The following is a 21352-nucleotide window of genomic DNA, read 5'->3' on the forward strand; positions in this document are numbered from 1 at the left end:
AGGACTTGTTGTAGTTGTGACCAGACGACTCTTGATTGTAGAAGATGATCCCGGCCTCCAGAGCCAGATGCGTTGGTGTTTCAGCGAGGATCTGGAAGTATTCCTGGCGTCGGACAGGGAGTCTGCACTCACCTGTCTGCGGCGGGAAGAGCCCGAGGTGGTAACGCTCGACCTGGGCCTTCCTCCCGATCCGGGCGGCGCCGCTGAAGGCTTCAGGCTGCTGGAGGAGATTCTCCAGCTAGCCCCGATGACCAAGGTCATCGTGGTCACCGGGCGCGAAGACAAAGAAAACGCCGTAAAAGCCATCGGCATGGGCGCCTGCGACTTCTATCAGAAACCCCTGGATGCTGACATCCTTACCTTTGTGGTCAACCGCGCGTTCCGGCTGGCGGAACTGGAGCGAGACAACCGCGAACTTTCGCGCCACCGCAATGGCACCAACATCAAGGGCATTGTTGCCGCCAGCCCCCAGATGCTATCCGTTTGCCGGACCCTTGAGAAAGTCGCCCCCACGGATATAACAACCCTGATCACCGGGGAAACCGGCACTGGCAAGGAACTGCTGGCCCGCGCCCTTCACGAGCTGAGCCACCGTGCGGAAAAACCTTTTGCCGCCATCAACTGTGCTGCCATCCCCGAGAACCTGCTTGAGAGCGAGCTGTTCGGATTCGAGAAGGGCTCCTTCACCGGAGCGACCCAGAGCAAGAAAGGCAAAGTCGAAAGCGCCAACGGGGGCACCCTGTTTCTCGACGAGATCGGTGACATGCCCATGGCACTGCAGGCCAAGCTTCTGCGGTTCCTGCAGGAGCGCGTGATCGACCGGGTCGGATCGGTAAAACCAATATCGGTCGACGTTCGCGTTGTGTGCGCCACCCACCGGGATGTTCAGGAACTGATCAGCGAGGGCACGTTCCGCGAGGATCTGTACTACCGCATCAGTGAAATCACCCTGGATGTGCCCGCCCTGCGGGATCGTGAGGGAGACGCCCTGCTGATAGGGCAATCGTTACTGAAATCCCTGGGCAAACAGATGGATCGCCCCAACCTCGTTTTTACCGAAGACGCCATCAAGGCCATCAAGAGCTATGCATGGCCCGGCAACGTGCGGGAAATGATCAACAAAGTGAAGCGTGCCACCATCATGGCCGATGGCAAACGGGTGACCGCCGCCGACCTGCAGCTCACCTGCGACGAGGCAGGCCCCGAAAGCCAGCTCAACCTGCGGCAAGTGCGTGAGAACGCCGAGCGCGCGGCCATTCTGCAGGCCCTTCAGTCCTGCGGGTTCAATATGGCACAGGCCTCGCGCCTGCTGGGCGTGACCCGGCCAACGCTTTACAACCTGACAGACAAATACCGCATAAAAACATCATCAGAAGCATCAAGTGCCTGAGTAACAGGCAGGGAATCCAATAAAGACCCAAAAGGGAAAAGGAACAGGGCGATGAAACCAGTTTCAGCAGTACGTGCCACCCTTCTTTCGGTTGCCATTTCGTTTGCTCTCGTCGGCTGCGGCGAAGACACCCCTGAAATGACGCCGGAAGAGATCAAATATATCAGCCACCTGGATCAGTCACGCTTTTTCCAGCGCCAGGGGGAGCTCAAGGCCAGTACGCTGGAGGCGCGCAGTGCGATTGAGTTGCAGCCCGATAAAATTGACCCCTACTTTCTGATCATCGACAACCTGCTGAAGGCCGGAGATGCAATTAATGCAGAAAGACAGCTTGACTGGGTGATGAAGCAAGTCCCTGAGGGGGAAATCAGTAGCGAGGCCCAGAATCGCGCCAGCCTCATATACGCCGAAGCGAACCTCATGACCAACGAGTATGAGCAGGCTTTGGCCGCACTGGATAAAGTTGCCTCCCCCGACCGTTCCGTCGAGACCCAGGCCGCACTGCTGGAAGGCAAGATCCACCTGGCTTCAGGCAAACTGGACGAAGCCACTGAGGCTTTCGAGAAAGCCAGAACGATTAACCCGGGAGCGGTTGAATCCGTGATTGGCCTCTCCAGGATCGCCTTTGCCCGGGGCGACAAGGAGAAAGCCCAGGAACTGATTGCCAAAGCAGAAGAAATTGATAAGGAGAGCACAGATCTCTGGCTCTGGAAAGCCCAGCTAGCCCACGCCGAAGAACAGTGGCAGAAGGCGGAAGACGGCTACATCCGGGCACTCGAGGATATTGGCCAATACGATGTCATGACCCAGCGTAAATACGCCACTATTTCCGCCCTGATTCGGGTATTAAGAGCCCAGGGGAAACAGGCGGAAGCGTTTGTCTATGAAGAGATACTGGCCAAGTCCGCCCCCGGCACAATCAAAAGCAATATGATGGCCGCCCAGGACGCCATGAAACAGGGCGACCTGGACAGCGCAGCACGATACCTGGAAGAAGTGCTTGCGCAAGCCCCTGGCCATGAGCCCTCCGCACTGATGCTGGGGCTCGTGCGATTCCGACAGGGCCGTGTGGAAGAGGCAGAGAAACTGCTGGCCCCTGTAGCCGAAATGGGGGACTCAGAGTTGGCAAGCAAGTTACTGGCAGCGACCAGACTGCAAATGCACAACCCTCAGGGCGCACAGGAAGTACTCGACAAGCTGGAAGGCAAGGACTCAGACCCTGAAACCCTCGCCCTGGTCGCAATAACTTCACTGGCAAGCGGTGACACCGAAACCGGTGAAGCGCTCATGGAAAAGGCTCTGAAACTCAACCCCGATAACCACCAGCTAAGACTGCGATATGCCAACTATCTGATTCAGCGGGGAGATTATTCACGGGCAATTGACCAGATAGCACAGGTACTTCAGAAGGCACCAGAGCTGGATGAGGCCCGGAGCCTTTTGATTCACGCCCAGGCCAGCTCCGGAGATGCGGCGGCCGCCATCAAAACAGCGTCCGAATGGATCAAGGATGAGCCAGACAATACAACGGCCCTGATTATTCGTGGAAACCTGGCTGCCAGCGAGAACCAGATCAAGGAAGCTCGCGGATACTTCACCCAGGCCCTTAATAAAGATCCCGAAGCAGTGGCCCCCGTTATGGCACTTGGCAGATTGGCGCTGAACCAGAAAAACCAGGCCGAGGCGCAGAAACAGTTCCGCAAAGCCGTCGAAATCGCCCCGGACAACCGGCTCGCCCTCCAGGGGCTTACCTCGGTTCTGAACCGGGATGAAACCGAGACTTTCATGCGGGAAGTTCTCAAAACACACCCGGATGCAACCGGCCCTCGCCTCATACTTCTGGAGCTGGCATTACTGCAAAATGCCACTAAAGAAGCAGACGACCTTACTGCATCGTTACTCGAACGAGCCGAAGAAAACACACCATCGCAGGCTGCACCGCTTGTTGCGAACATCTACAACGGTGTGGCAGCCAAGCTCAGGCAAGCGGGCGAGACAGACCGTGCCTCGGTTGTTCTAAACCGCGCCAGGGTACTCTTCCCCGACAATGAGGCAATTTCACTTCAGGCGGCTGCGCAGGCATTTGCTGCAGAGAACAGCGATGAGGCCCGGCGCATCCTCCAGGAAGCCAAGCTGCAACATCCGGAATCACCGGCGCCTTATCTGGTAGAGGCACGTTATTTTGAAAGCCGGGAAGAATATCAACAGGCAGCCGATTTCTATCAACTGGCCATGGACAAAAAGCCCAGCGCTGGCCTCATGAATGCCTATGCTGAAGTTCTGCAGAAAGCAGGCAAGGACGCAGAGGCCCTGTCGCTGCTGGAATCCGGTATTGATACCTATCCAGATAGTGCGCAACTGCGCCTGAGAATTGCACTGCTTCAACAGGCTGAGGGCGCGAACGACAAAGCCAGAGCCAATTACGAAAAACTACTGAGTGCAATGCCCGAGAGCACAATTGTGCTGAATAATCTGGCCTGGCTGTATCATGAAGCCGGCGATGAGCGGGCTGTGACCATGGCCAGAAAAGCCTATGATCTTGCCCCCGACAATGCCGCCATAGCAGACACCTATGGATGGATCATGCTGCAAGCCGGCAACCATGAGGACAGCTTGCCGATCCTCGAAAAGGCTCATGAGCTTCAGCCCGGGTCAGAGGAGATCGCTCTGCATCTCGCAGAGGCTTACAAAGCTGCCGGCAAGAACGCAGATGCCCAACGAATTCTGGAAAAATTTGGCGGCCAGGGCTAATGGAGCGAGCTTTAACAACGCGGTACCTCTGGGTGGCCGCAATTCCGCTTTTGGTCGTTGGGTTATGGGCTGAGTGGCAGTCATTTTTTCACCTGTGGTACGGCTCTATCATCTACAACCACGGGTTTCTGGTGCTCGGCGGCACCCTCTTTCTTCTGTACCGAAGAAGGCATGCCCTTAAGGCTCTGACCCTGAACGGTTCGCCTCTGGGGCTGCTTTTTCTGGCTGGATCCATTGCGGTTCTCATCCTCTCTCAGGCCGCCGATATCAGGGTATTCCGCCTGGCGCTGGTTCCCCTGATCATTATTTTCTGGGGCTGGTCCATCTGGGGAAAGGCATTTTTAAGCAGTGCAGGCGGGCCGCTCCTGCTGCTCATTTTTGCCGTTCCGGTGTGGGACGACCTCTCTCCCCTGCTCCAACACATTACCGTTTTTTTCAACACGATCCTGCTCCGGGCAGCTGACATTCCGGCGACCATCCATGAATTCTTCATTACCCTGGACGTTGGAACCTTTTTTGTTGAGAACGGCTGCAGCGGTGTGCGATACATGATGGTCGCGCTCTTTCTGGCCGCCTTCTACGGACTGCTTTACTACCGCTCGAACATACGTATAGCACTTTTAATTATCGCGGCGGGCCTGCTGTCCATGGTAGCCAACTGGATACGAGTGTTCGGAATTATTGCGGCGGGGCACTACACCAACATGGAAACCTCGCTGATTGAGGACCATGAGCTCTTCGGGTGGGCAGTCTTCATCGTTGTTACACTGGTGCCCCTGTTCTTTATCTCGGGCAAACTGGAACAGGCTCTCCCGGGTATTGACGACAGCTCCAACCACGGCAAGCCGGAGGCCGTGCCGGCGAGCGGGGCATATACTTCCATGAAGTGGCCAGTCATCGCCTCGCTACTCCTGCTCTTACCCCTGCTCGTGCCAGCAGCCCTCAATGCCCGAACCGAGACGCTGGCCAGTTCATGGGCACCGAAATTGCCCGAACCCGACTCCCATTGGAGCGGCCCCCTGCGGCACGCGAGCATATGGCAGCCTGATTACGTAAAACCAGACATCAACCTGGGCGGCGTGTATGTATCCGACGATCTGGAACAGGTGCAGATGCAAATGACAGGCTATCGGCGCCAGGCCCAGAATAAGGAACTGATCTTTTACGGAAATCAGCTTTTCGACCGCAAGCAGTGGAAGCTTGTATCCAAAGCCTCCCGAACACTGAAAAGCAACCTGAGTGTGAGCCCGGATACCATCAATGAGACCGTTATCCAGAAAAACGGAGAGAGCTCCTACGTTATCCTGTGGTCCTGGTATCAGGTGGGTGACCAGCTTACCAGCTCCAGAACGGAGGCGAAGATCCAGGGGGCGCTCAATAAACTCAGAGGAGACGCCCGTGGCGCCTTGTGGGCACTTGCGGGGCGTTGTGGAGGCTCAAACGATGCTGAATGCGCCGATCAACGGGTCATCTTCGAGCGCTTTCTCCAGAGCCTGAAGTAAGTATTCAGCTCGGCATAAAACCGAGTGTCGATAAATGAGAACCGAGTTATTCAATTAATGTAACTTGAGGATCGGTATAATCACTCGCAACCCCGTTTGTGTCCACCGCTCGTATCTGGAACTGCCATGTTCCGGGAGGAAGATCACTAACAACATAGGACTGGTTCTCAGCCTCTATCCTGATCGGCCCCACAGCGGCAGCGATTGGCTCCAGTTTTATAGCATCCGCTATAACGTAGCCATCAGCGTTGTTAGATAAGGAAACGGTTACCTGGCTGGCACCGGGAATGAAGGACCCCAGATTCTGCCAGATTCCACCACCTGAGGTCTGATCTACTGTGAATTGCTTCTCCTCGATGCTACCACTCTCAGACTCATACTGGACCCGATAGGTCGCGTTTGTGGCGCGATTGCTGTAAGACGTCCAGTTAACAGATACACGGTGCTCCGTTCCCGGTGTAACGTTACTTACTAACCAGCTCGCGACGTTTTCACCGGACCCAGCGGGCATCGCTACATAATTTTCGCCAATATACCCTTTTGTTGCGGTCGAAGTACTCGAGTCAGACCCGTAAACCACAAATTCGGGTGAGCTGTTATCCGAAACTATTCCCGCGGTACTCCCACCGTCCGTTCTTGCATATTTCAGCTCGTAATAATCAATCTCTTCAGGGGAAAGAGCGTTTCCGTCAGTTCGCGTAACCGGCGGCTCCCAGGTGAGCAGGACTGTATTCGCCGCTAATACACTTGCGGCATTCGTCGGCTCTGTTCCTGCCAGATACTCCTGGTAGTTGGTATAACCGTCGCCGTCTGCATCCAGGTCACTGTCTGGTGAGGTCGGGTCCAGTGATGCTGTGGTTTCGTAACCGTCAGGCATGCCGTCGCTGTCGGTATCGAGGTTAAATGGGGCCGTCATCCCCAGAAATTCCTGCAGATTGGTCAATCCGTCGCCGTCAGGATCCTGCCCGGCATCCAGGGCGTTAGTTGGATCCAGCCCCTGATTAAGCTCCCAGGCATCCGGCATGCTGTCATTATCCGCATCCGCATCCGCAGAAGACGTTGCGGGTGCCTCCTCGAAAAGCACTGCATCAGCGATGACATAACCATTAGCGTCATTGGAAACAGTTACCCGGCTGGTGAGCGACGACATCCGGAAAGTGCCTAATTTGAACCACTCTCCGCCAAACTCTGTTTGATCAACCTCAACCGTCGTCGTAGTCAGATTATCCTGCTCGTTCAGGTGATGAACGACATACTTTACATTTGTGCCGCGGTTGCTGTGCGACGTCCATCTGACGAACACATCAAAACGTTTTACAATATTGAGGTTCCAGGTCGCAGTCTTTGCTCCTGTGCCACTCTCCGCAGCCAGATATCCTTCACCGATGTATCCACTTGTAACCGAGGATTGCTTCCACTCTCCGTCGGTGTAAAAGCCAGGGTTTGAATTATCGATAACGTATTCAGCACTAATGCCTGCCGAGGGTGCCGGCAGCTGGTCAACATCCCCTTTTGGTTTAAGGCTACTGCACCCGGTTACTACACTTCCCGACGCAACCGCCAATACCACCATGTTTATCCGTTTCATCGTCGTCCCATCCTTGTTATGCACAACAACTATGAGAATGATGGCACATATTCGGGCTTCCACAGGCCGGGCGCTAGTTCATTTCGCGATATGCCCGAGGCCTTTATCGCGAACCCTGCTTACCCAGCTTTCCCTTCTTTTTATAAGGAAAAACCCTATCAGGCCCAGGCAGGAAAGTATCAGGGCTGATGGTTCCGGCACGCCGACTGCAAAGGATGGTTGACCGAAACCACCTTGGCTCGAACCTGTCGAATGATTTTACACGTTCAATTCTGTAGCTTAGCGAAGTGATTGATTTAAAAGTTTTGGCTTAGTATTTGCTTCCCTGAAGCCTTGGCAGTGATTTCACCATTTGTTGGCCCATGGCCCCAAAAGACGCTCGTCAATTTATCGCCTCTATGGAAGAGCGACTCGAGAGCGTCAGGACCTGACAAGTAAGGAGACAAAGTGATGGGTATTGCATATAAAAAGCTTGGGGCGGTCTTTGCGCGGGCAGGAATACTGGCAAGTATTCTAATGGCGGCATCTTCGTTTTTGATTCCGTCGATTACCGAGGCATCCATAATCACTGTTGATCCTGGTGATTATGCAGAGGGCGCTGACCTGTCTAATGTTTCTCCATTTGTCACGTTGCAATATTTAGATGGCTCGTACGGCTCTTATCCAATTAAGGCGAAGAGGTCCTTCTTTAGCGGCGACCTCACTTTTGGGACTATGCAATCCCAGTGGGTTCAGTGTGTCGGACGGTATGAGTGTGCTCAAGGTTTTGGAATGGCATTTACGCACTCTCCCCGATGGGTTTCTTTTTCAATGACGCTCACAAATATTGTTCTCAGCGAGCTGAGTACCCTAGTTTGGCACGCTTTCGATGAAGTTGGCGATGAGATAGCCTGGCAACGAACGATAACTTATGGCCTTGAACCCGGACAGTTTTATTCGTGGAATATCGCCGTCCCGAATATGAAGTATCTCGTTGTAGGTGGTGGTGGCTATCCAAGCCCAGGAGAGTTTAATCAGCTTTCCTTTGCCGTGGGGGTGGCCGAACCGTCAGCACTAGCTCTTTTCTCTCTAGGATTAATGGGTTTATTCTTCAAGAGAAGGGTAATTCATTTAGAAGCTGGCCTACGAAATCGCCAAACCTAAGCCCTTTGCTCATACGCTGCATCAGTGGATGCTGGCGTGTCACCGCCAGAAAGTACCGGATGGATCCGGAAGCATTGGATTACAGCCTCAATCGGTGGGAAGCGCTGACGAGCTATTGTCCCATAACTGGAAGCCAGCTATGCCTGGCAAGATGTGATGACCAGAAGCTTACGACCCATCGATCCATCTCTTTGCCATAGTAGTCTGCTCAGTCGTTGGCAAGTATTGCGCCAAGCGCCAAAATTAAGCAGTTAGAGAGGAAGCGATTTCAATTCTGTTAAAAAAACTGACAGGATCTTGTTTAGGAAAGTAGGGGAAACTGTTTCTAAGACGCCCATTCCGATATCACGGAAGCAATCAAGGACACATCCTGGCTCGTGACATCCTCATGGCTCGGCAACGTAAGCAGTCGATTGGCAAACGAGGCAGCATTTGGGTAATCGCTAGCTGAGCCGGGCACGATACCCTTCAAACCTTCAATTTCGGGCAATGCTCGCTCATAGAAAGCATTCGCCCCAATGCCCTTTTGGTTAAGCGCATTAATCGCTCTATCCCTGACGTGCTGATTGGGGGCCAATACCCCATACCGCAGCGTCACACGGCCCTCGGCCTGTGGGGCTATATCTTGCTCCATAAACAACGTCCAGCGGCGCTGCCGGAGAAACCCAAGTTTCCTGGTGTATTCTGGTGAGATTGACGCTCGGTTCTTAGCCTCACTGATACCCGCCTCCAGGAGCCCAGCTGGTAGCTTCAGACGGCACAGCCTGACCAAAGGCTTGTATACCGTACTACCAAGCCCCAAAAACGGCACCCGCCTGAGCAGACCGTAACCGAATCGCCCCAGAAGAAAATTGAACAGCTGTCGTCTGGCCTTCCATTTCCAGTCAACGTCCAACTGGATTTCAGGCAGGCCGCTGAGTAAATCAGACGTGGCGGGGCCATGGTCACGGCGAACCAGGAGTGCCCCTCCACCCATCAGGTTAATCGGCTTGCCACGACCAAAACTAAGCACAGCACAGTCCGCGATTGGATCGCGGGCGCAATCCGGCGGAAAACACTGAGCGGAATCTTCAATTAGCCAGACACCATGGTCCCGACAAATACCTGCCAGCGAAGACAATTGCTCTGGCACACCCAGAAAGCCAGCGGCGATCACCGCTACGGTCGCGGCAGAAAGGGAATTGGACAGTTTTTCAGGATCCATGAACGGATAGTCTGGCAGCAAGTCGACCAGCACTGGCCTGGCTCCCTGCGCCACAACCGCAGCCACCAAATCCGGGCAGCCATAGGCAGGCAGAATGACCTCCGGCGTTGAAGGTCTCCGGCTGGACCGAGTGATTGCCAACAACACAGCTGAAGACAAAGCCTGGGTGCCGGAGCCCATGCACCAGGTGTGGTAATTTTCAGCCCACGGCAACTGCAGGTTGGTGCCGGGATGAGGAACCGGAACACGGCTTCCAACGGGCCTCAGCATACCCGTCATCGTTTAGAAGGCGTCCAGACTGTCATTCGCCGACCCTTTAAAAAGTCGATGGTTGCTCGAGCGATCGCCAGGTTCACCTGAACGAAGAAGTAGGGAATCTTGAAGACCGTACGTTCCCGGAGCCCTGGCTTCAGATGCCCGGCGATCACGACACCATAGAACAGGATCTGAACCAGTAAGGCGACCTTGTAGATAACACCATGACCGGTTAACAGTACCGAGATGATAAACAGCAAAACCTGAAACCAGGGAACCGCCCAGCGCATCAGCTTGTGGCCAAACACCTGAAAGGAAAACCAGCCAAACCGGATCGGGTTGAGAACCTCCAGGTGACGGCTAAGGGCTGTGAGCCCCCGGATAATGGTCCGGATCTTCCGTTGATACTCTTTGGAGGCATCAGCTACATCCTGATAGAGGCCCAACACATCGGGTGCGGTTACCGCCACCAGGCCGTGGCGGGCACAGTTGAGCGCAGTATTGAAATCGCTGGGGGAATAGATGTCCCATTCATCACATACTGAGCGCCTGGCCGCAAAAAATGATCCGCTGAGCCCCACCAGACCAGCCCTATCGGATTCCAGCCCCCTGAGCCACATCTCATATCGGACATAGGCACCCTCACCCACAATGCTGCCATCACGGCTAACGAACCGATCCTCACTGGATACAGCCCCAACGGTAGGATCATCGAAATACCGCACCATCCTGCCCAATGCATCTTCAGGTATGGAGGTAGCCACATCCGAAAATATCAGAATATCGCCCGTAGCCCGTTTGATGGCCTGCAACTGGGCGTGCTCCTTGCCTTTTCGCTCCTCTGAACGAGCAAGCTTTACACCGCGCACCTGGTAGGCCAGTACGATCTGGTCTGTATCATCAGTAGAGGCATCGGAAGCGACAATGATCTCCAGCTCGGGATAATCCAGGGCCAGGCAGTTTTCAATCTTTTCCTGAATGCGGTGCGCTTCATTGTGGGCCGTAACAATAAGAGAGACCCGTTGAAGTGCATTTGCCTGAGCGATATCCCTGCCAATTCCAGAGCGCCGCGGTATGAAGCCTAGTATGAGTGGATAGAGAAAATAGCTGAACAGTACACCAACAACTCCAAACCAGAACAGAATTACCAGCATTTCTCCCAATCCCTGTGAATCCTCGTGGATGACATCTCTGCACACTACTGGCAGAATCCCTATGGCAACGAATATACATGGACGAGTACGCCAAAACCATTGGTGAAGCCGACGGAGGCCCGAGGCGTGGCATTGATCCGATCTGTTCTTAAATCAGGCGCACTTGCCGTGCTTGCAGGATTCGGCTGGCTGCGAATCCGCTTATCCACCAAGCCAACACTCTTGGTTTTCACCTATCACAGAGTGCTGCCCGCCGACTCCTCCGAAAGAGCAGCAGAACAGCCTGGCATGATCACTAGCCCCGAGACGCTGCAAAAGCATATTCGACTCGCCAAAAAGCTCGGGGCTGAATCCATACATTTGGACGAATGGGTAAAACTGAGTAAACAGAACCACACGCTCCCCAGGCTAGCTATCGCCTTTACGTTTGATGACGGCTGGAGAGATAACTACCAGCACGCTTACTCAACGCTAAAGATACAGAATACCCCGGCCACTATTTTTCTGGTCACTCAGATGATCGATACCGATAAAACGTTCTGGCCCGAACAAGTCCTTGAATTACTGACCACCCATACCCTTTCCATCAGTGACAAAACTTTTGATTGGCTCCGCCCGCACCTTCCGGCATCAGTAACTGATTGCGAATGTGGGCCTCTCTCGCTGATGGAAGGCGATGAAGTAATTTCTCGACTCAAGTCAATGGACGACAAGACGATCCTTGCGAACCTTGAAACGGTGTATCAAGCCTACCCCGATCTCGCACCGGCAAAAACCTCAAGGGCAATTCTAAGCTCCTCCGAGCTTGACGAAATGTCGACCGCCGGACTGGTTCGATATGGGGCCCATACCAGACACCACTACCGGCTTAACCGGCTAAATAACAAACAAATGCTGAAAGAAGAAATAGCAGGCTGCAGTGACGACATGAAAGCTCTCAGCAAGGCTTCCGTACCCGTTTTCTGTTATCCCAACGGAGACATCACAGGCGAGGGAGAGGCATTGGTCTCCGAGCATTACGAAGCCGCCTGCACCACCAAAACGGGCTGGAACCGCGCCGGCTGTGACCCTTATGATCTACACAGATTCAATCTTCATGACGGGAACAGTCATAGCAGCCGGGCCCTGCTGGCAACCATCGGGCGCGGTCTTCTATGACTGCGGACATCACCAAGCCAGTGGTAACCCATATTGTATCCGGAGATTTGTGGGCAGGTGCAGAAGCACAGGTCTTTCAGCTGATCCAGAGGCTGGCAGAGAGCAAAACAGTGACCCTTTCTGTCATCGTTTTTAATCCCGGAGATTTATACCAGAAGCTCTCAGATCTCGGCATATCCGTCGAACTCGCTGACGAGAAAAAATTGGGGCCCCTCTCACAGGTTAATGCCATCAGAAAACACCTGATCCAGCACCGGACCCAGGTGGTTCATACACACGGATTCAAAGAAAACATCCTGGGAACGATCGCCCAACACCTCTCAGGAGTCCCGAAATCTTTGCGAACTGTACATGGCAGTCCGGAAACGCAGTCTCAAAGGCGATCTCTCAAAAAAGCAGTTATCACACTGATAGACGCCATCGCTGCGCGCCTTGGCCAAGATGCCCTGGTGGCGGTATCAAGCCAACTTTATAAACAGCTTTCTAAGACATTTCCCGGGAAAACGACCGTAATTCTCAACTTCATTGATACCGACACTTCGAATTCAGGAAGCTTGGATCGTAACTCTGGTAACAAGCAGGACGAATTTGTGCTGGGTCTGGTGGGTCGATTAGTTCCGGTAAAGCGTGTAGATCTGTTTTTAGAAGCCGTCGCCATTTTAAGAGAACGATACCACAAGCCCGTTAAAGGCGTCGTTGTAGGGAGTGGCCCGCTTCTTGACGAACTTCGGCACCAAGCAACATCTCTTGGAATTGGCGAACACGTTAAATTTACCGGCTTCAGCAACAGCGTTCACAAAGAATTGCTGGCGTTTGATGCCCTTCTGATGCCTTCTGATCATGAGGGACTTCCCATGACTCTTTTGGAGGCTCTGGCATTGCGGGTTCCTGCCATAGGGCACAATGCTGGCGGCATTCCGGAAGTTCTTGATGGAGGACATTGCGGACTGCTGGTTGACCACCACACGCCCGAAGGCTATGCGGATGCTGTTTTGAAGCTAATGGGTATGCCTCCTTATGAGGTCGACCAACTGACGGAGCGTGGTTCAAAGCACCTGACAAATAATTTCGACAGTCGGAAAAATTCAGAAAAATACGAATCTCTGTACAAACAACTAGTTAACAGCTAATTGCAAAACTTAAAGTACCTAATCATCCAGATATTAAAAGCCGCTCAATATGATCATTGCATACATGTACGAGCTTCAGGTCTATCCGCCTCGAGGCGGCAACCACCGTCACGCCTATGAACTGGTTTCCGGTTTTATAGCAAAGGCCCATGAAGTCAGGGTCCTGAATGACCCGACAGCTCCCGGTGCCCAAAATTTCCCCCATGACCATCTGGATGGGTTTCTGGAAGGCGCTGATGTTCTTTACGTGCGAATCGACGCCCGCCCGGTGAGAAACACATTGTTTGAAGAAGTCATAAAACAGGCCAGGTGCCCCGTGGTTTGGGAGGTAAACGCTCCCGCCAATGAGGCTCTGGCCTATTCCTGGCTGGGCGGAAAACTTGATCTTCGCAAAGAGTCACCCCTCAAACAGCTGAAGCGCTTCGTGCACGCATTACGCCAATACCCACGCATCTACCTTGAAGAAAGCACCAGAAAGGCACTCTCAAAAAAGGTTTCCGCTCATATTTGCGTCACCAGAGCGTTGGCACAATACTCAAAGATTCGACTGGCAGCTCGCTCAACCGTGGTGAACCCCAATGGCGGCAACCCTCTCCCTCGACCCGCGTCGAATGAGGAAGCTGGCAAAGAAAAACGCTTTACCGTGTTGTACAGTGGTTCGGCCATGTACCCCTGGCAGGGGCTTCACTACCTGAATGAAGTGACCGCCAAGGCCCTCGAGCAGGAGCCGGAAGTCGAGTTTGTTTTCTGTGTTTCGTCCCATCCGGAAGCTATTGTTCAACGCGCCAATACAACCATTCATGTGGGCCTTCCTCACGATCAGATTCTCAGCAAGATTGGCTCGGCGGATGTCTGCATTGCCCTTTATCCCGACTATCCATGGTCTCCATGGGGGCTTCATAACTCTCCAATGAAGCTCTTTGAGTATTTTGGCTGTGGCGCCGCTACGATCACTTCAAATCTTGGCCAGATGAAAGATCTATTCACGGGAAAGAACGTCTGCCTTTTAACGGAAAACACTCCTGAAGCGATATTGACCAATATCCAGAAGATCAAGCGCAACCCATTACTGAAAAAACAACTCCAGGAAAATGCATACCGCCTGATTACAGAGGAAATGGGCTGGGATCGAGTTGTTGAGAAAACCCTGAACGTCTTCGAGGAGGCCCTGGATGAAGCAAGGTAATCTCCTCTTGGCATCCAACTATTCTTCGGACACGGGCTACGCCTGGTGGTTGATGGAGTTCTTCTGGCTAATTTTTTCAGAGCGTTCCGCGTTTCAAACAACTTATCTCGCCTACCCGAAGATCAGATCAGTGCCATCGGCTATCGCGAAAAGCTCGATAAATACCGTAGAACTCGATCTAACAGCACGAGACGGAGCCAGCACTCAAAAAATATGTCAATTTATCAGAAAAAATCATATCAAATGCCTGTATCTCACCGACCAACCTTATTTCTCATGGCAGTATCTCGCATACCGTTTGGCAGGTGTGGAGCACATTATTGTGCATGACCACACCCCTGGCGACAGACCGTCGATTACAGGCCTCAAGGGCTTTGTTAAGGCCGTGCGAAATCGCCTTCCCCTGCTCACAGCAGACCTCGTGATGAACGTATCGCCGCTAATGCGCCGCAGATCATTGCTTAATGGAAGGATTCCCTCGAATAAATGCATCAGTATACAAAATGGTATTGATGTCAAAGTTCCAGAGATCGGATGTACAACAAAAACCAACGGGCAATCTATACGAGCAGAACTCAACCTACCGGCAGATTCGGTAATTGTCGTGACAGCCAGCCGGATGCACGCTTATAAACAAGTCGATTTCGCAATCCAAACCTTCGTCAGGGCGTTGTCGCACACAACCCGGAATCTGCATTTCCTGATCATCGGCAACGGGCCAGACGAAGATCAGCTCAAAAGCATGCAGGAAGTCCAGGAGAATCCGAACAGGATTCACTTTCTCGGGTACCGCAACGATGTCCCACAGATTCTTGCTGACTCCGACATCGCTATACACTGCGCCAAGGGCGAGGGATTTTCACTCTCAATCATCGAGTACATGCATCAGAAGCTTCCCGTTTTAGTGCCTGACACGCCCTCGGTTTCCCAGGCACTGGAGCATAGGAAGAGCGGCCTTATTTATCAGGCGGGGAATCTTGAGTCGGCAACGTCCTGCCTTCTTGAACTGGCTGAGGATAACGACCTACGTTCAACCATGGGGCAGAACGCTAAAGATACATGCCTTAAGAAGTACACCATTGATCAGACCAGACGCCAATTTACAGAAGCACTTGACGCATTTGGGATCTAGTAATGAAAAGGATAATCTTCGACTTTATTCGCCCACCCGAACCTCGCCTCGAGCAGGTGGAATCCGGGGAGGCACCAAAGGAATCGCTCGTCGGTTACTATTACCTTAGGAAGTCCGGCTACAACGTGGCCCATACATCACGACCGGCAGTTGAACAGGTCAACGGGAAACTACGCCGCCTTATCCGAAGCCTGGAGATCCCCTCCTATTCCGACCTGAGAACATGGCGTACGGCCGATACCATCGTCCTCGTAACAAGAATGTCGCTACTGCCAGGCATCGTGATTAAGCTCATGGGCAAGGAGCTGGTATTTTATGACGCCATGCAGACACTGCCAAAGCACCCTTTAAAAAAGATGATACTGAAACTGGTGATCGGCCTGGCCGACAAGATTATCGGTTTCTCAGAAAACCAGCTAAGGGAATGGGAAAAACGCTATCCGGCATTCCGGGAAAAGGGAGCGGCAATCAACTATGGGATTGATTCTGACTTTTTCTCACCAAACGAGATACAAGCAGAGCGATCCAGCCAATACATCTCTGTTGGCCGGGATCCCAACCGTGATTTCTCCATCCTCAATGATTTTCTCAATACTCCATCACGTAAACTGATACTGGTCACCAAGGATTACCTTGTGACACCTCAGCTAAGAGAGAATCCGGCAGTAGAAATCCTGGATGGCTTGAGCTATGAGGAACTGGAAAACCTTTACCACCAGAGTCAGGCCACTGTTATCCCCCTGAAAAAAGGAACAACCCACCTGAGTGGTATCAGGGCCTCCCTGGAAGCCATGGCAAATAGAACACCTGTCATCATTGCGAGAAACCAGAGCCTGGAAGAATACTTTACCGATCGAAAGCATGTGGTATTTTTCGAACCAGAATCTTTAAGCTCACTCGAGTCCGCGTTGCAGTTCCTGGAACAACCGGAGAATCGGACACGGATGGTTGAGGAGGCGTATCAGCTTGTGCGCGAAAAATATAACTACAAACAAATGGCTGAATCGCTTATTCGCACTATTGAAGGCTGAAATGGAATATGTATAACGTTGTTGTTGTATTGAATGCGGACGGTCGCAGTATATCCAAGTCCGAGACCTTTATTCACTCTCATATCGATAGCTTAAGAAACGAGTTCAACGTGACCACGCTGGTGGGCAACCCGGGCCAGCGCAAGATCCTGGAGGAAGGCAAGGATTTCCAGTCGCTCCGTTTCATTCCACGTGCAATCCGGAAGCTTTTACGGCTCCTCCACAGAACAACTATACGCCAGCAGGATAACGCCGCACTGGGAAAGTTCTTCAAGAAACGGAATATCCATTGCTGTTTTGCTGAGTATGGTATGAGTGGCGTGGGAGTCATGGAGGTATGCCGGCGGCTCAATACTCCACTGCTAGTCCACTTTCATGGTTATGACGCATATCGCAACGACCTCTTGAAGAAATACCGCCGTGACTACTACGAGATGTTCCAGGTTGCGGAAGGTATCATCGCCGTATCGAAAGACATGAAAGGGAAACTGGAACGAGAAGTAGGATTCGCAGAAAAGATCATTCACAGCTCTTGCGGTTTTAACCCTTCAATTGTCAATAACTCGGAAACTCTCTCCAAGCAGCCCAATACTGTAACCTTTGTAGGCCGGCTGACACCGAAAAAGGATCCCGTCGGATTAATCCGGGCCTTTGCCGCTGTAGTATCAAAAATCCCTGAGGCCCAATTGACGATTATCGGTGATGGTGAACTAAGATCCCACTGCGAGAAAACGATCCTGGAACTGGACCTACAAGAAAATGTCACATTACTCGGCTGGAAGGGGCATGACGAAGTGCTCGGAATCCTTGGACAATCTACGGCATTCGTCATGAATTCTGTAACGGCTAAAAATGGCGATAAAGAAGGTACGCCTGTTGCCATTATGGAAGCCATGGCTCTCAAAAATATCGTCATCGCGACCCAGCACGGCGGGATCGTCGATATCATCGAAGATGGCAGGAGTGGTTTGCTTTACCCGGAGTTCGATTATGAACTCCTGTCCCACAAAATGATCGCAGCATTGTCTGGCGCTTGTGATCCCGCGATCCCGGACAATGCACGTCAGTATGCTATCAGCAACCTCAGCGCTTCACTCAAGAACCAATTTTTGAACACGCTTGTTTGGCAGAGCATAGAGAAATCTACCTCTTCGCTTTGAAAGGGCATGATGCGTAAAGACCCGGCTTTAAAAGGGCTGTGTCAGGTTGAGGGTATGAGTTGATAAAGTTTTCCAGGGCATCGTCTTCGACCGCCCCCTGAATAGCTAGTGGCTTTGGCGGTTTAATATTATATGCGGAAAAGTAGTCGCGAAATTTAACACCATCGCCGCCAAGCTTCGACGTGAATTCTACCTGTGCACTTGGTATCGAATAGGCATTTCCCAATATGAGACCGTGAAGCGAGCTTGAAAGTATCATTTCGCATTTCTTGAGATCCCGAACTATGGATTCCACATCCCTGGTCCGTACATCGATGACATTGACCCGCTCGCAACCCTCAAAACTGGCTTTAGCCTCATCGAAATTACAATAATGCGGAACCACCCCAAATTTGTACTGCTTTGGCACCTCCGGATTATAAAAATCGGGTAAGAGAACAGCAGGATCACCATATATTTCCGGGCAGTCATACCCCAACTCCAGCATTCTCTGGCGGGTGAAAAGCCCCCGAACTGCGCAGGTTTTTCTGGGGCGCCAGAAAACCTCATCGGTAATCCCCCCATTTTTAACGGGGTTCAAAAGTAGACCTCAGGCCATCATGGCCAATTTTTGTTGAGGAGTAATTCCTCCGAGTCCCATATTGGGGCGTTCGTGATTGTAGTGCCAGAGCCAGCGGGTGGCATAATCCTGGACTTCTTCGGTGCTGTCGAACAGATACTGTGCCAGCCAATCGTAACGGACCGTTCGGTTGTAGCGTTCGATATAAGCATTCTGCTGGGGTTTGCCAGGCTGAATAAACGCCAGCTTGATCTCTCGTTTTTCGGCCCAGGCTGACAGCTTGCCGCTGATGTACTCAGGCCCGTTGTCACAACGGATAGAGCGCGGTTTACCCCGCCATTCAATGATCTGCTCCAGTGATCGGATAACCCGTTCTGCCGGAAGCGAGAAGTCCACTTCGATGCCAAGCCCCTCGCGGTTAAAGTCATCGATCACATTCAACAGCCGGTAACTGCGTCCGTCGTTGAGCTGGTCGTGCATGAAGTCCATCGACCAACTGTCGTTGATCATTTCCGGCACAGCCAACGGTTCCGGCTTTTCACGAACCAGACGCTTCTTGGGCTTGATGCGCAGATTCAGTTCCAGCTCCCGGTAAATCCGATAGACCCGTTTGTGGTTCCAGGTAAAGCCTTTCACATTGCGCAGATGCAGGAAGCACAGACCAAAGCCCCAGTTCCGCTGATTGTGGGTCAGCCGCACCAGCCAGTCCGCGATCTCAGCGTTCTCGCTGCTCAGTTTGGGATGATAGCGGTAGCAGGTCTCACTGATGCTGAACATCCAGCAGGCCAGACGAATGCTGACACGCTTTTCATCAACGGCTTTCTGCGCCATCTCACGGCGACGAGACGGCTTCACCACTTTTTTTCGATGGCTTCCTTGAGAATGTCAGCCTTCAGCCGCTCCTCGGCATACATCTTCTTGAGCCGGCGGTTTTCATCCTCCAGCTCTTTCAGGCGGGCCATCATCGATGCATCCATGCCGCCAAACTTGGCGCGCCATTTATAAAAGCTGGCACTGCTCATGCCGTGCTCACGGCAAAGCTCCGGAACCGGTACGCCGTTCTCGGCTTGCTTGAGTATCGACAGGATCTGGCTGTCGGAAAAACGTGACTTCTTCATGCAGAATCTCCCTGCGTGTAGCTTACGGAAAATTCTACTTTTGATCACCGCTGTTTTTCGGGGGGATTACCCATCCTGCTCAATGATCCCTGAGCCCCAAACAATACTGTCTTCACAGAACCAACGGACGCACGATCCCACAGTGATGAATACCGTGCTGAGTGATTTATTGGAAGGCTTGCGATGAACTGGCTCGATACCAGAAAGGCTTTTAAACAAATACGGGCCTATCCAATCGCCAAAATTCAGAGGCGGCCCCTCCCACCAAAAAAGATTAGATCGGCTCTCAACTCTGACCGCACGTAGTCCAGCTCTGGCATAAGATTTAAAAACGTCCATTGTTTACCCTGCCCTGTTTTCCTCTACATAGAAATAATCGATGGCTGTATCACATCAGAATTCATGACGATTTCTCAGAACCAGCTTTCCTTTTAATACGCGATTTGACCAACCCGTGGAGATCCGTCAACGCAGGGAGTTTCATGCCTATTGCCAAACCGATGTACAAAACCACACCAGCGAGGACCTGAATCAACAATTCAACTAACGGTTTCTCTAAATCTAAATAAAAGCCAATCAAAAACACGGGTACCGCCATCAAACTTGCTGCAATTAATGTCGGCAACAAGGCTCTGAAAAAATCCAGCAACCGCAGTCCGATCAAAGATCCGGCGCGGGACAGAGTAATCTGAGTATTTATGAGAACAGCTACCAGCGATCCTGTCGCAATCCCGACAAGCCCCCAGGGCAAACCAATAACCACACCAAGAATTGCAATTGGTCTGGTCACGAGATTAACCCGGAACTGAAGCTTCGACGCACCCTGGGAAAGATAGACAGAGCCCGTAATGGTTACGATCGACGATGCGATACCTGCAATAGAAAGGATCCGAATGATCGGGATCATCGCAGCCCACTGCTCACCTAAAACGCCTACGACAAAGTTATCTGCCACAGCCATCATGCCTAACATCATTGGAAAGGTTGCAAGAGCAATTGCCTGAGTGCTCCTCAAGTAGACTCTCCTCACCCTTGCAACGTCGTCTTGCACCATGCTGAGGGCCGGGAACATCACATTCCCGACCACGTGCGATATGTTTTTCAGAGGTAGCAGTAAAAGAGTTTGGGCTCTGCCCAAAATCCCAACGGCGTCACTCCCCAGATAGCGACCAGCCAAAAGTTTATCGACCGTGCGTGCCCCGTACTGGATCATCTGTGTACCAAAGACATACATGCTGAAATTCACCAAACCTTTGAGAGCGCTGAAACTAAACGCCAGCCGAGGTATCCAACGGCAGGACAAACAAATAACTAGAGTTGTCACCACACTGCTAGCGACGGCTTGCCATGCCAAGGCCCAAAATCCATAACCAACCACGGCCATATAAACGGCCAGAGCCCCGGCGCAAAGCATCCCCAGAAGATTTGCAATAGCGACATAGCCAAAATGCAGCTCTCTTGCGAGCCGGTTTCCAGGAACCAGGCGAATTGCGTCCAGGACGAACTGAAGCGAGAGGATTTTTGCAATTAATGACAATTCCTCCCGCTGGTAAAAGGCTGCAATCCAGTCGGAACTGATGAAAATGAGTCCAGTGAAGAAAAGCCCAAGCCCGAGGTTAGTCCAGAATACTGTGGAGTAATCCAGCTCTGTCACATCCTTTTTTTGAATCAGGGCTGAGCCCAAGCCGACATCTGCTAATAAACCGGCAAACCCCGTGAACACCGCGACCATAGTGATAAGGCCAAAATCGTCAGGGGTAAGCAAACGGGCGAGAGTTATGGTGTAGCCAAGAGAAACCAGCTGAATGACCACCCGACTACCACCACTTATCGCGACAGCATTTACTACTCTGTTTTTGTATTCACTCACGGATGAGTATCCTAATTACCT

Annotated in this window: 17 protein-coding genes; 10 read left to right on the plus strand and 7 right to left on the minus strand. The window is 52.3% G+C overall.

Features of this window, described 5'->3' with window-relative positions; genetic code table 11:
* The first annotated feature begins 16 nt into the window (after window positions 1–16).
* Genes prsR through xrtA form a run of 3 tightly spaced genes read left to right on the plus strand, consistent with a single transcriptional unit; the run spans window position 17 to window position 5643 of the window.
* The gene (gene prsR, locus msub_RS03820; protein WP_082146398.1) at window positions 17–1390 is read left to right on the plus strand and encodes a PEP-CTERM-box response regulator transcription factor; all 1374 of its coding nucleotides are present in this window, start codon (window positions 17–19) and stop codon (window positions 1388–1390) included.
* A 51-nt stretch (window positions 1391–1441) separates the two neighbouring features.
* A complete protein-coding gene (locus msub_RS03825; protein ID WP_048494785.1) occupies window positions 1442–4141 on the plus strand; it encodes a tetratricopeptide repeat protein in 2700 nt (899 codons plus the stop codon).
* Between the two features lie 32 nt (window positions 4142–4173).
* Window positions 4174–5643: an exosortase A gene (xrtA, locus tag msub_RS03830; protein WP_197083786.1), complete on the plus strand. Its 1470-nt coding sequence runs from the start codon at window positions 4174–4176 to the stop codon at window positions 5641–5643.
* A 46-nt stretch (window positions 5644–5689) separates the two neighbouring features.
* Here the strand turns inward: xrtA and msub_RS03835 are convergent, their stop codons facing one another.
* Window positions 5690–7231 carry a golvesin C-terminal-like domain-containing protein gene (locus msub_RS03835; RefSeq protein ID WP_048494787.1) on the minus strand — a complete coding sequence of 514 codons (1542 nt, stop codon included), beginning with the start codon at window positions 7229–7231 and terminating at the stop codon, window positions 5690–5692.
* Window positions 7232–7309: 78 nt separating this feature from the next.
* Window positions 7310–7432, minus strand: a complete 123-nt coding sequence (locus msub_RS22520) for a PEP-CTERM sorting domain-containing protein (protein ID WP_082146399.1) — start codon at window positions 7430–7432, stop codon at window positions 7310–7312.
* A 249-nt stretch (window positions 7433–7681) separates the two neighbouring features.
* On the opposite strand from msub_RS22520, the gene msub_RS03840 reads away from it, so the two are divergent.
* The gene (locus msub_RS03840; RefSeq protein ID WP_048494788.1) at window positions 7682–8374 is read left to right on the plus strand and encodes a PEP-CTERM sorting domain-containing protein; all 693 of its coding nucleotides are present in this window, start codon (window positions 7682–7684) and stop codon (window positions 8372–8374) included.
* A 325-nt stretch (window positions 8375–8699) separates the two neighbouring features.
* Here msub_RS03840 and msub_RS03845 read toward each other — a convergent pair whose 3' ends face one another.
* Both msub_RS03845 and msub_RS03850 read right to left on the minus strand, forming a co-directional pair.
* Complete coding sequence (locus msub_RS03845) at window positions 8700–9719, minus strand: DegT/DnrJ/EryC1/StrS family aminotransferase (protein ID WP_227506768.1); 1020 nt, start codon at window positions 9717–9719, stop codon at window positions 8700–8702.
* Between the two features lie 134 nt (window positions 9720–9853).
* On the minus strand, window positions 9854–10987 hold the full coding sequence (locus msub_RS03850) for a glycosyltransferase family 2 protein (protein WP_048494790.1): 1134 nt from the start codon (window positions 10985–10987) through the stop codon (window positions 9854–9856).
* Window positions 10988–11113: 126 nt separating this feature from the next.
* Here msub_RS03850 and msub_RS03855 point away from each other — a divergent pair, with 126 nt between their 5' ends.
* The 6 genes from msub_RS03855 (at window position 11114) to msub_RS03880 (ending at window position 17784) form a co-directional block, all read left to right on the plus strand.
* Window positions 11114–12145, plus strand: a complete 1032-nt coding sequence (locus msub_RS03855; RefSeq protein ID WP_227506629.1) for a polysaccharide deacetylase family protein — start codon at window positions 11114–11116, stop codon at window positions 12143–12145.
* Window positions 12142–13275 (plus strand): glycosyltransferase family 4 protein, encoded by a 1134-nt coding sequence (locus msub_RS03860; protein WP_048494792.1) that lies wholly within the window; start codon window positions 12142–12144, stop codon window positions 13273–13275. Before msub_RS03855 ends, msub_RS03860 begins: the two co-directional genes overlap by 4 nt.
* Before the next feature lie 64 nt (window positions 13276–13339).
* Window positions 13340–14461, plus strand: coding sequence for a glycosyltransferase family 4 protein (locus msub_RS03865; protein ID WP_197083788.1), 1122 nt, complete (start codon window positions 13340–13342; stop codon window positions 14459–14461).
* Window positions 14448–15593, plus strand: coding sequence for a glycosyltransferase family 4 protein (locus msub_RS03870; RefSeq protein ID WP_048494794.1), 1146 nt, complete (start codon window positions 14448–14450; stop codon window positions 15591–15593). Before msub_RS03865 ends, msub_RS03870 begins: the two co-directional genes overlap by 14 nt.
* A gap of 2 nt (window positions 15594–15595) precedes the next feature.
* Window positions 15596–16624: a glycosyltransferase family 4 protein gene (locus msub_RS03875; protein WP_048494795.1), complete on the plus strand. Its 1029-nt coding sequence runs from the start codon at window positions 15596–15598 to the stop codon at window positions 16622–16624.
* Between the two features lie 8 nt (window positions 16625–16632).
* Window positions 16633–17784 carry a glycosyltransferase gene (locus tag msub_RS03880; RefSeq protein ID WP_048494796.1) on the plus strand — a complete coding sequence of 384 codons (1152 nt, stop codon included), beginning with the start codon at window positions 16633–16635 and terminating at the stop codon, window positions 17782–17784.
* On the opposite strand, the gene msub_RS03885 is transcribed toward msub_RS03880, so the two are convergent.
* From msub_RS03885 to msub_RS03900, 3 genes are all read right to left on the minus strand, one after another.
* Window positions 17768–18364, minus strand: coding sequence for a polysaccharide pyruvyl transferase family protein (locus tag msub_RS03885; protein WP_156182719.1), 597 nt, complete (start codon window positions 18362–18364; stop codon window positions 17768–17770). The two genes, msub_RS03880 and msub_RS03885, sit on opposite strands and share 17 nt — an antisense overlap.
* A 9-nt stretch (window positions 18365–18373) precedes the next feature.
* Window positions 18374–19461 (minus strand): IS3 family transposase gene (locus msub_RS03890; RefSeq protein WP_227506621.1). Its coding sequence is split into 2 segments (ribosomal slippage): window positions 18374–19209 and window positions 19209–19461, totalling 1089 coding nucleotides; the frame shifts between segments, so codons are not numbered across the junction.
* 400 nt (window positions 19462–19861) lie between these two features.
* Window positions 19862–21331 carry a lipopolysaccharide biosynthesis protein gene (locus tag msub_RS03900; protein WP_082146401.1) on the minus strand — a complete coding sequence of 490 codons (1470 nt, stop codon included), beginning with the start codon at window positions 21329–21331 and terminating at the stop codon, window positions 19862–19864.
* Between the last annotated feature and the right edge of the window lie 21 nt (window positions 21332–21352).

Origin of the sequence: Marinobacter subterrani, from assembly GCF_001045555.1 — a bacterium.
GTDB lineage: Bacteria > Pseudomonadota > Gammaproteobacteria > Pseudomonadales > Oleiphilaceae > Marinobacter > Marinobacter subterrani.

Bases quoted from the DNA above. Each gene is read 5' to 3' on its own strand.
- msub_RS03880 (WP_048494796.1), top strand. From the start codon at position 16,633: ATGTATAACGTTGTTGTTGTATTGAATGCGGACGGTCGCAGTATATCC.
- msub_RS03870 (WP_048494794.1), top strand. From the start codon at position 14,448: ATGAAGCAAGGTAATCTCCTCTTGGCATCCAACTATTCTTCGGACACG.
- msub_RS03875 (WP_048494795.1), top strand. From the start codon at position 15,596: ATGAAAAGGATAATCTTCGACTTTATTCGCCCACCCGAACCTCGCCTC.
- msub_RS03850 (WP_048494790.1), bottom strand. From the start codon at position 10,987: ATGCTGGTAATTCTGTTCTGGTTTGGAGTTGTTGGTGTACTGTTCAGC.
- msub_RS03835 (WP_048494787.1), bottom strand. From the start codon at position 7,231: ATGAAACGGATAAACATGGTGGTATTGGCGGTTGCGTCGGGAAGTGTA.
- msub_RS03825 (WP_048494785.1), top strand. From the start codon at position 1,442: ATGAAACCAGTTTCAGCAGTACGTGCCACCCTTCTTTCGGTTGCCATT.
- msub_RS03860 (WP_048494792.1), top strand. From the start codon at position 12,142: ATGACTGCGGACATCACCAAGCCAGTGGTAACCCATATTGTATCCGGA.
- msub_RS03865 (WP_197083788.1), top strand. From the start codon at position 13,340: ATGTACGAGCTTCAGGTCTATCCGCCTCGAGGCGGCAACCACCGTCAC.
- msub_RS03840 (WP_048494788.1), top strand. From the start codon at position 7,682: ATGGGTATTGCATATAAAAAGCTTGGGGCGGTCTTTGCGCGGGCAGGA.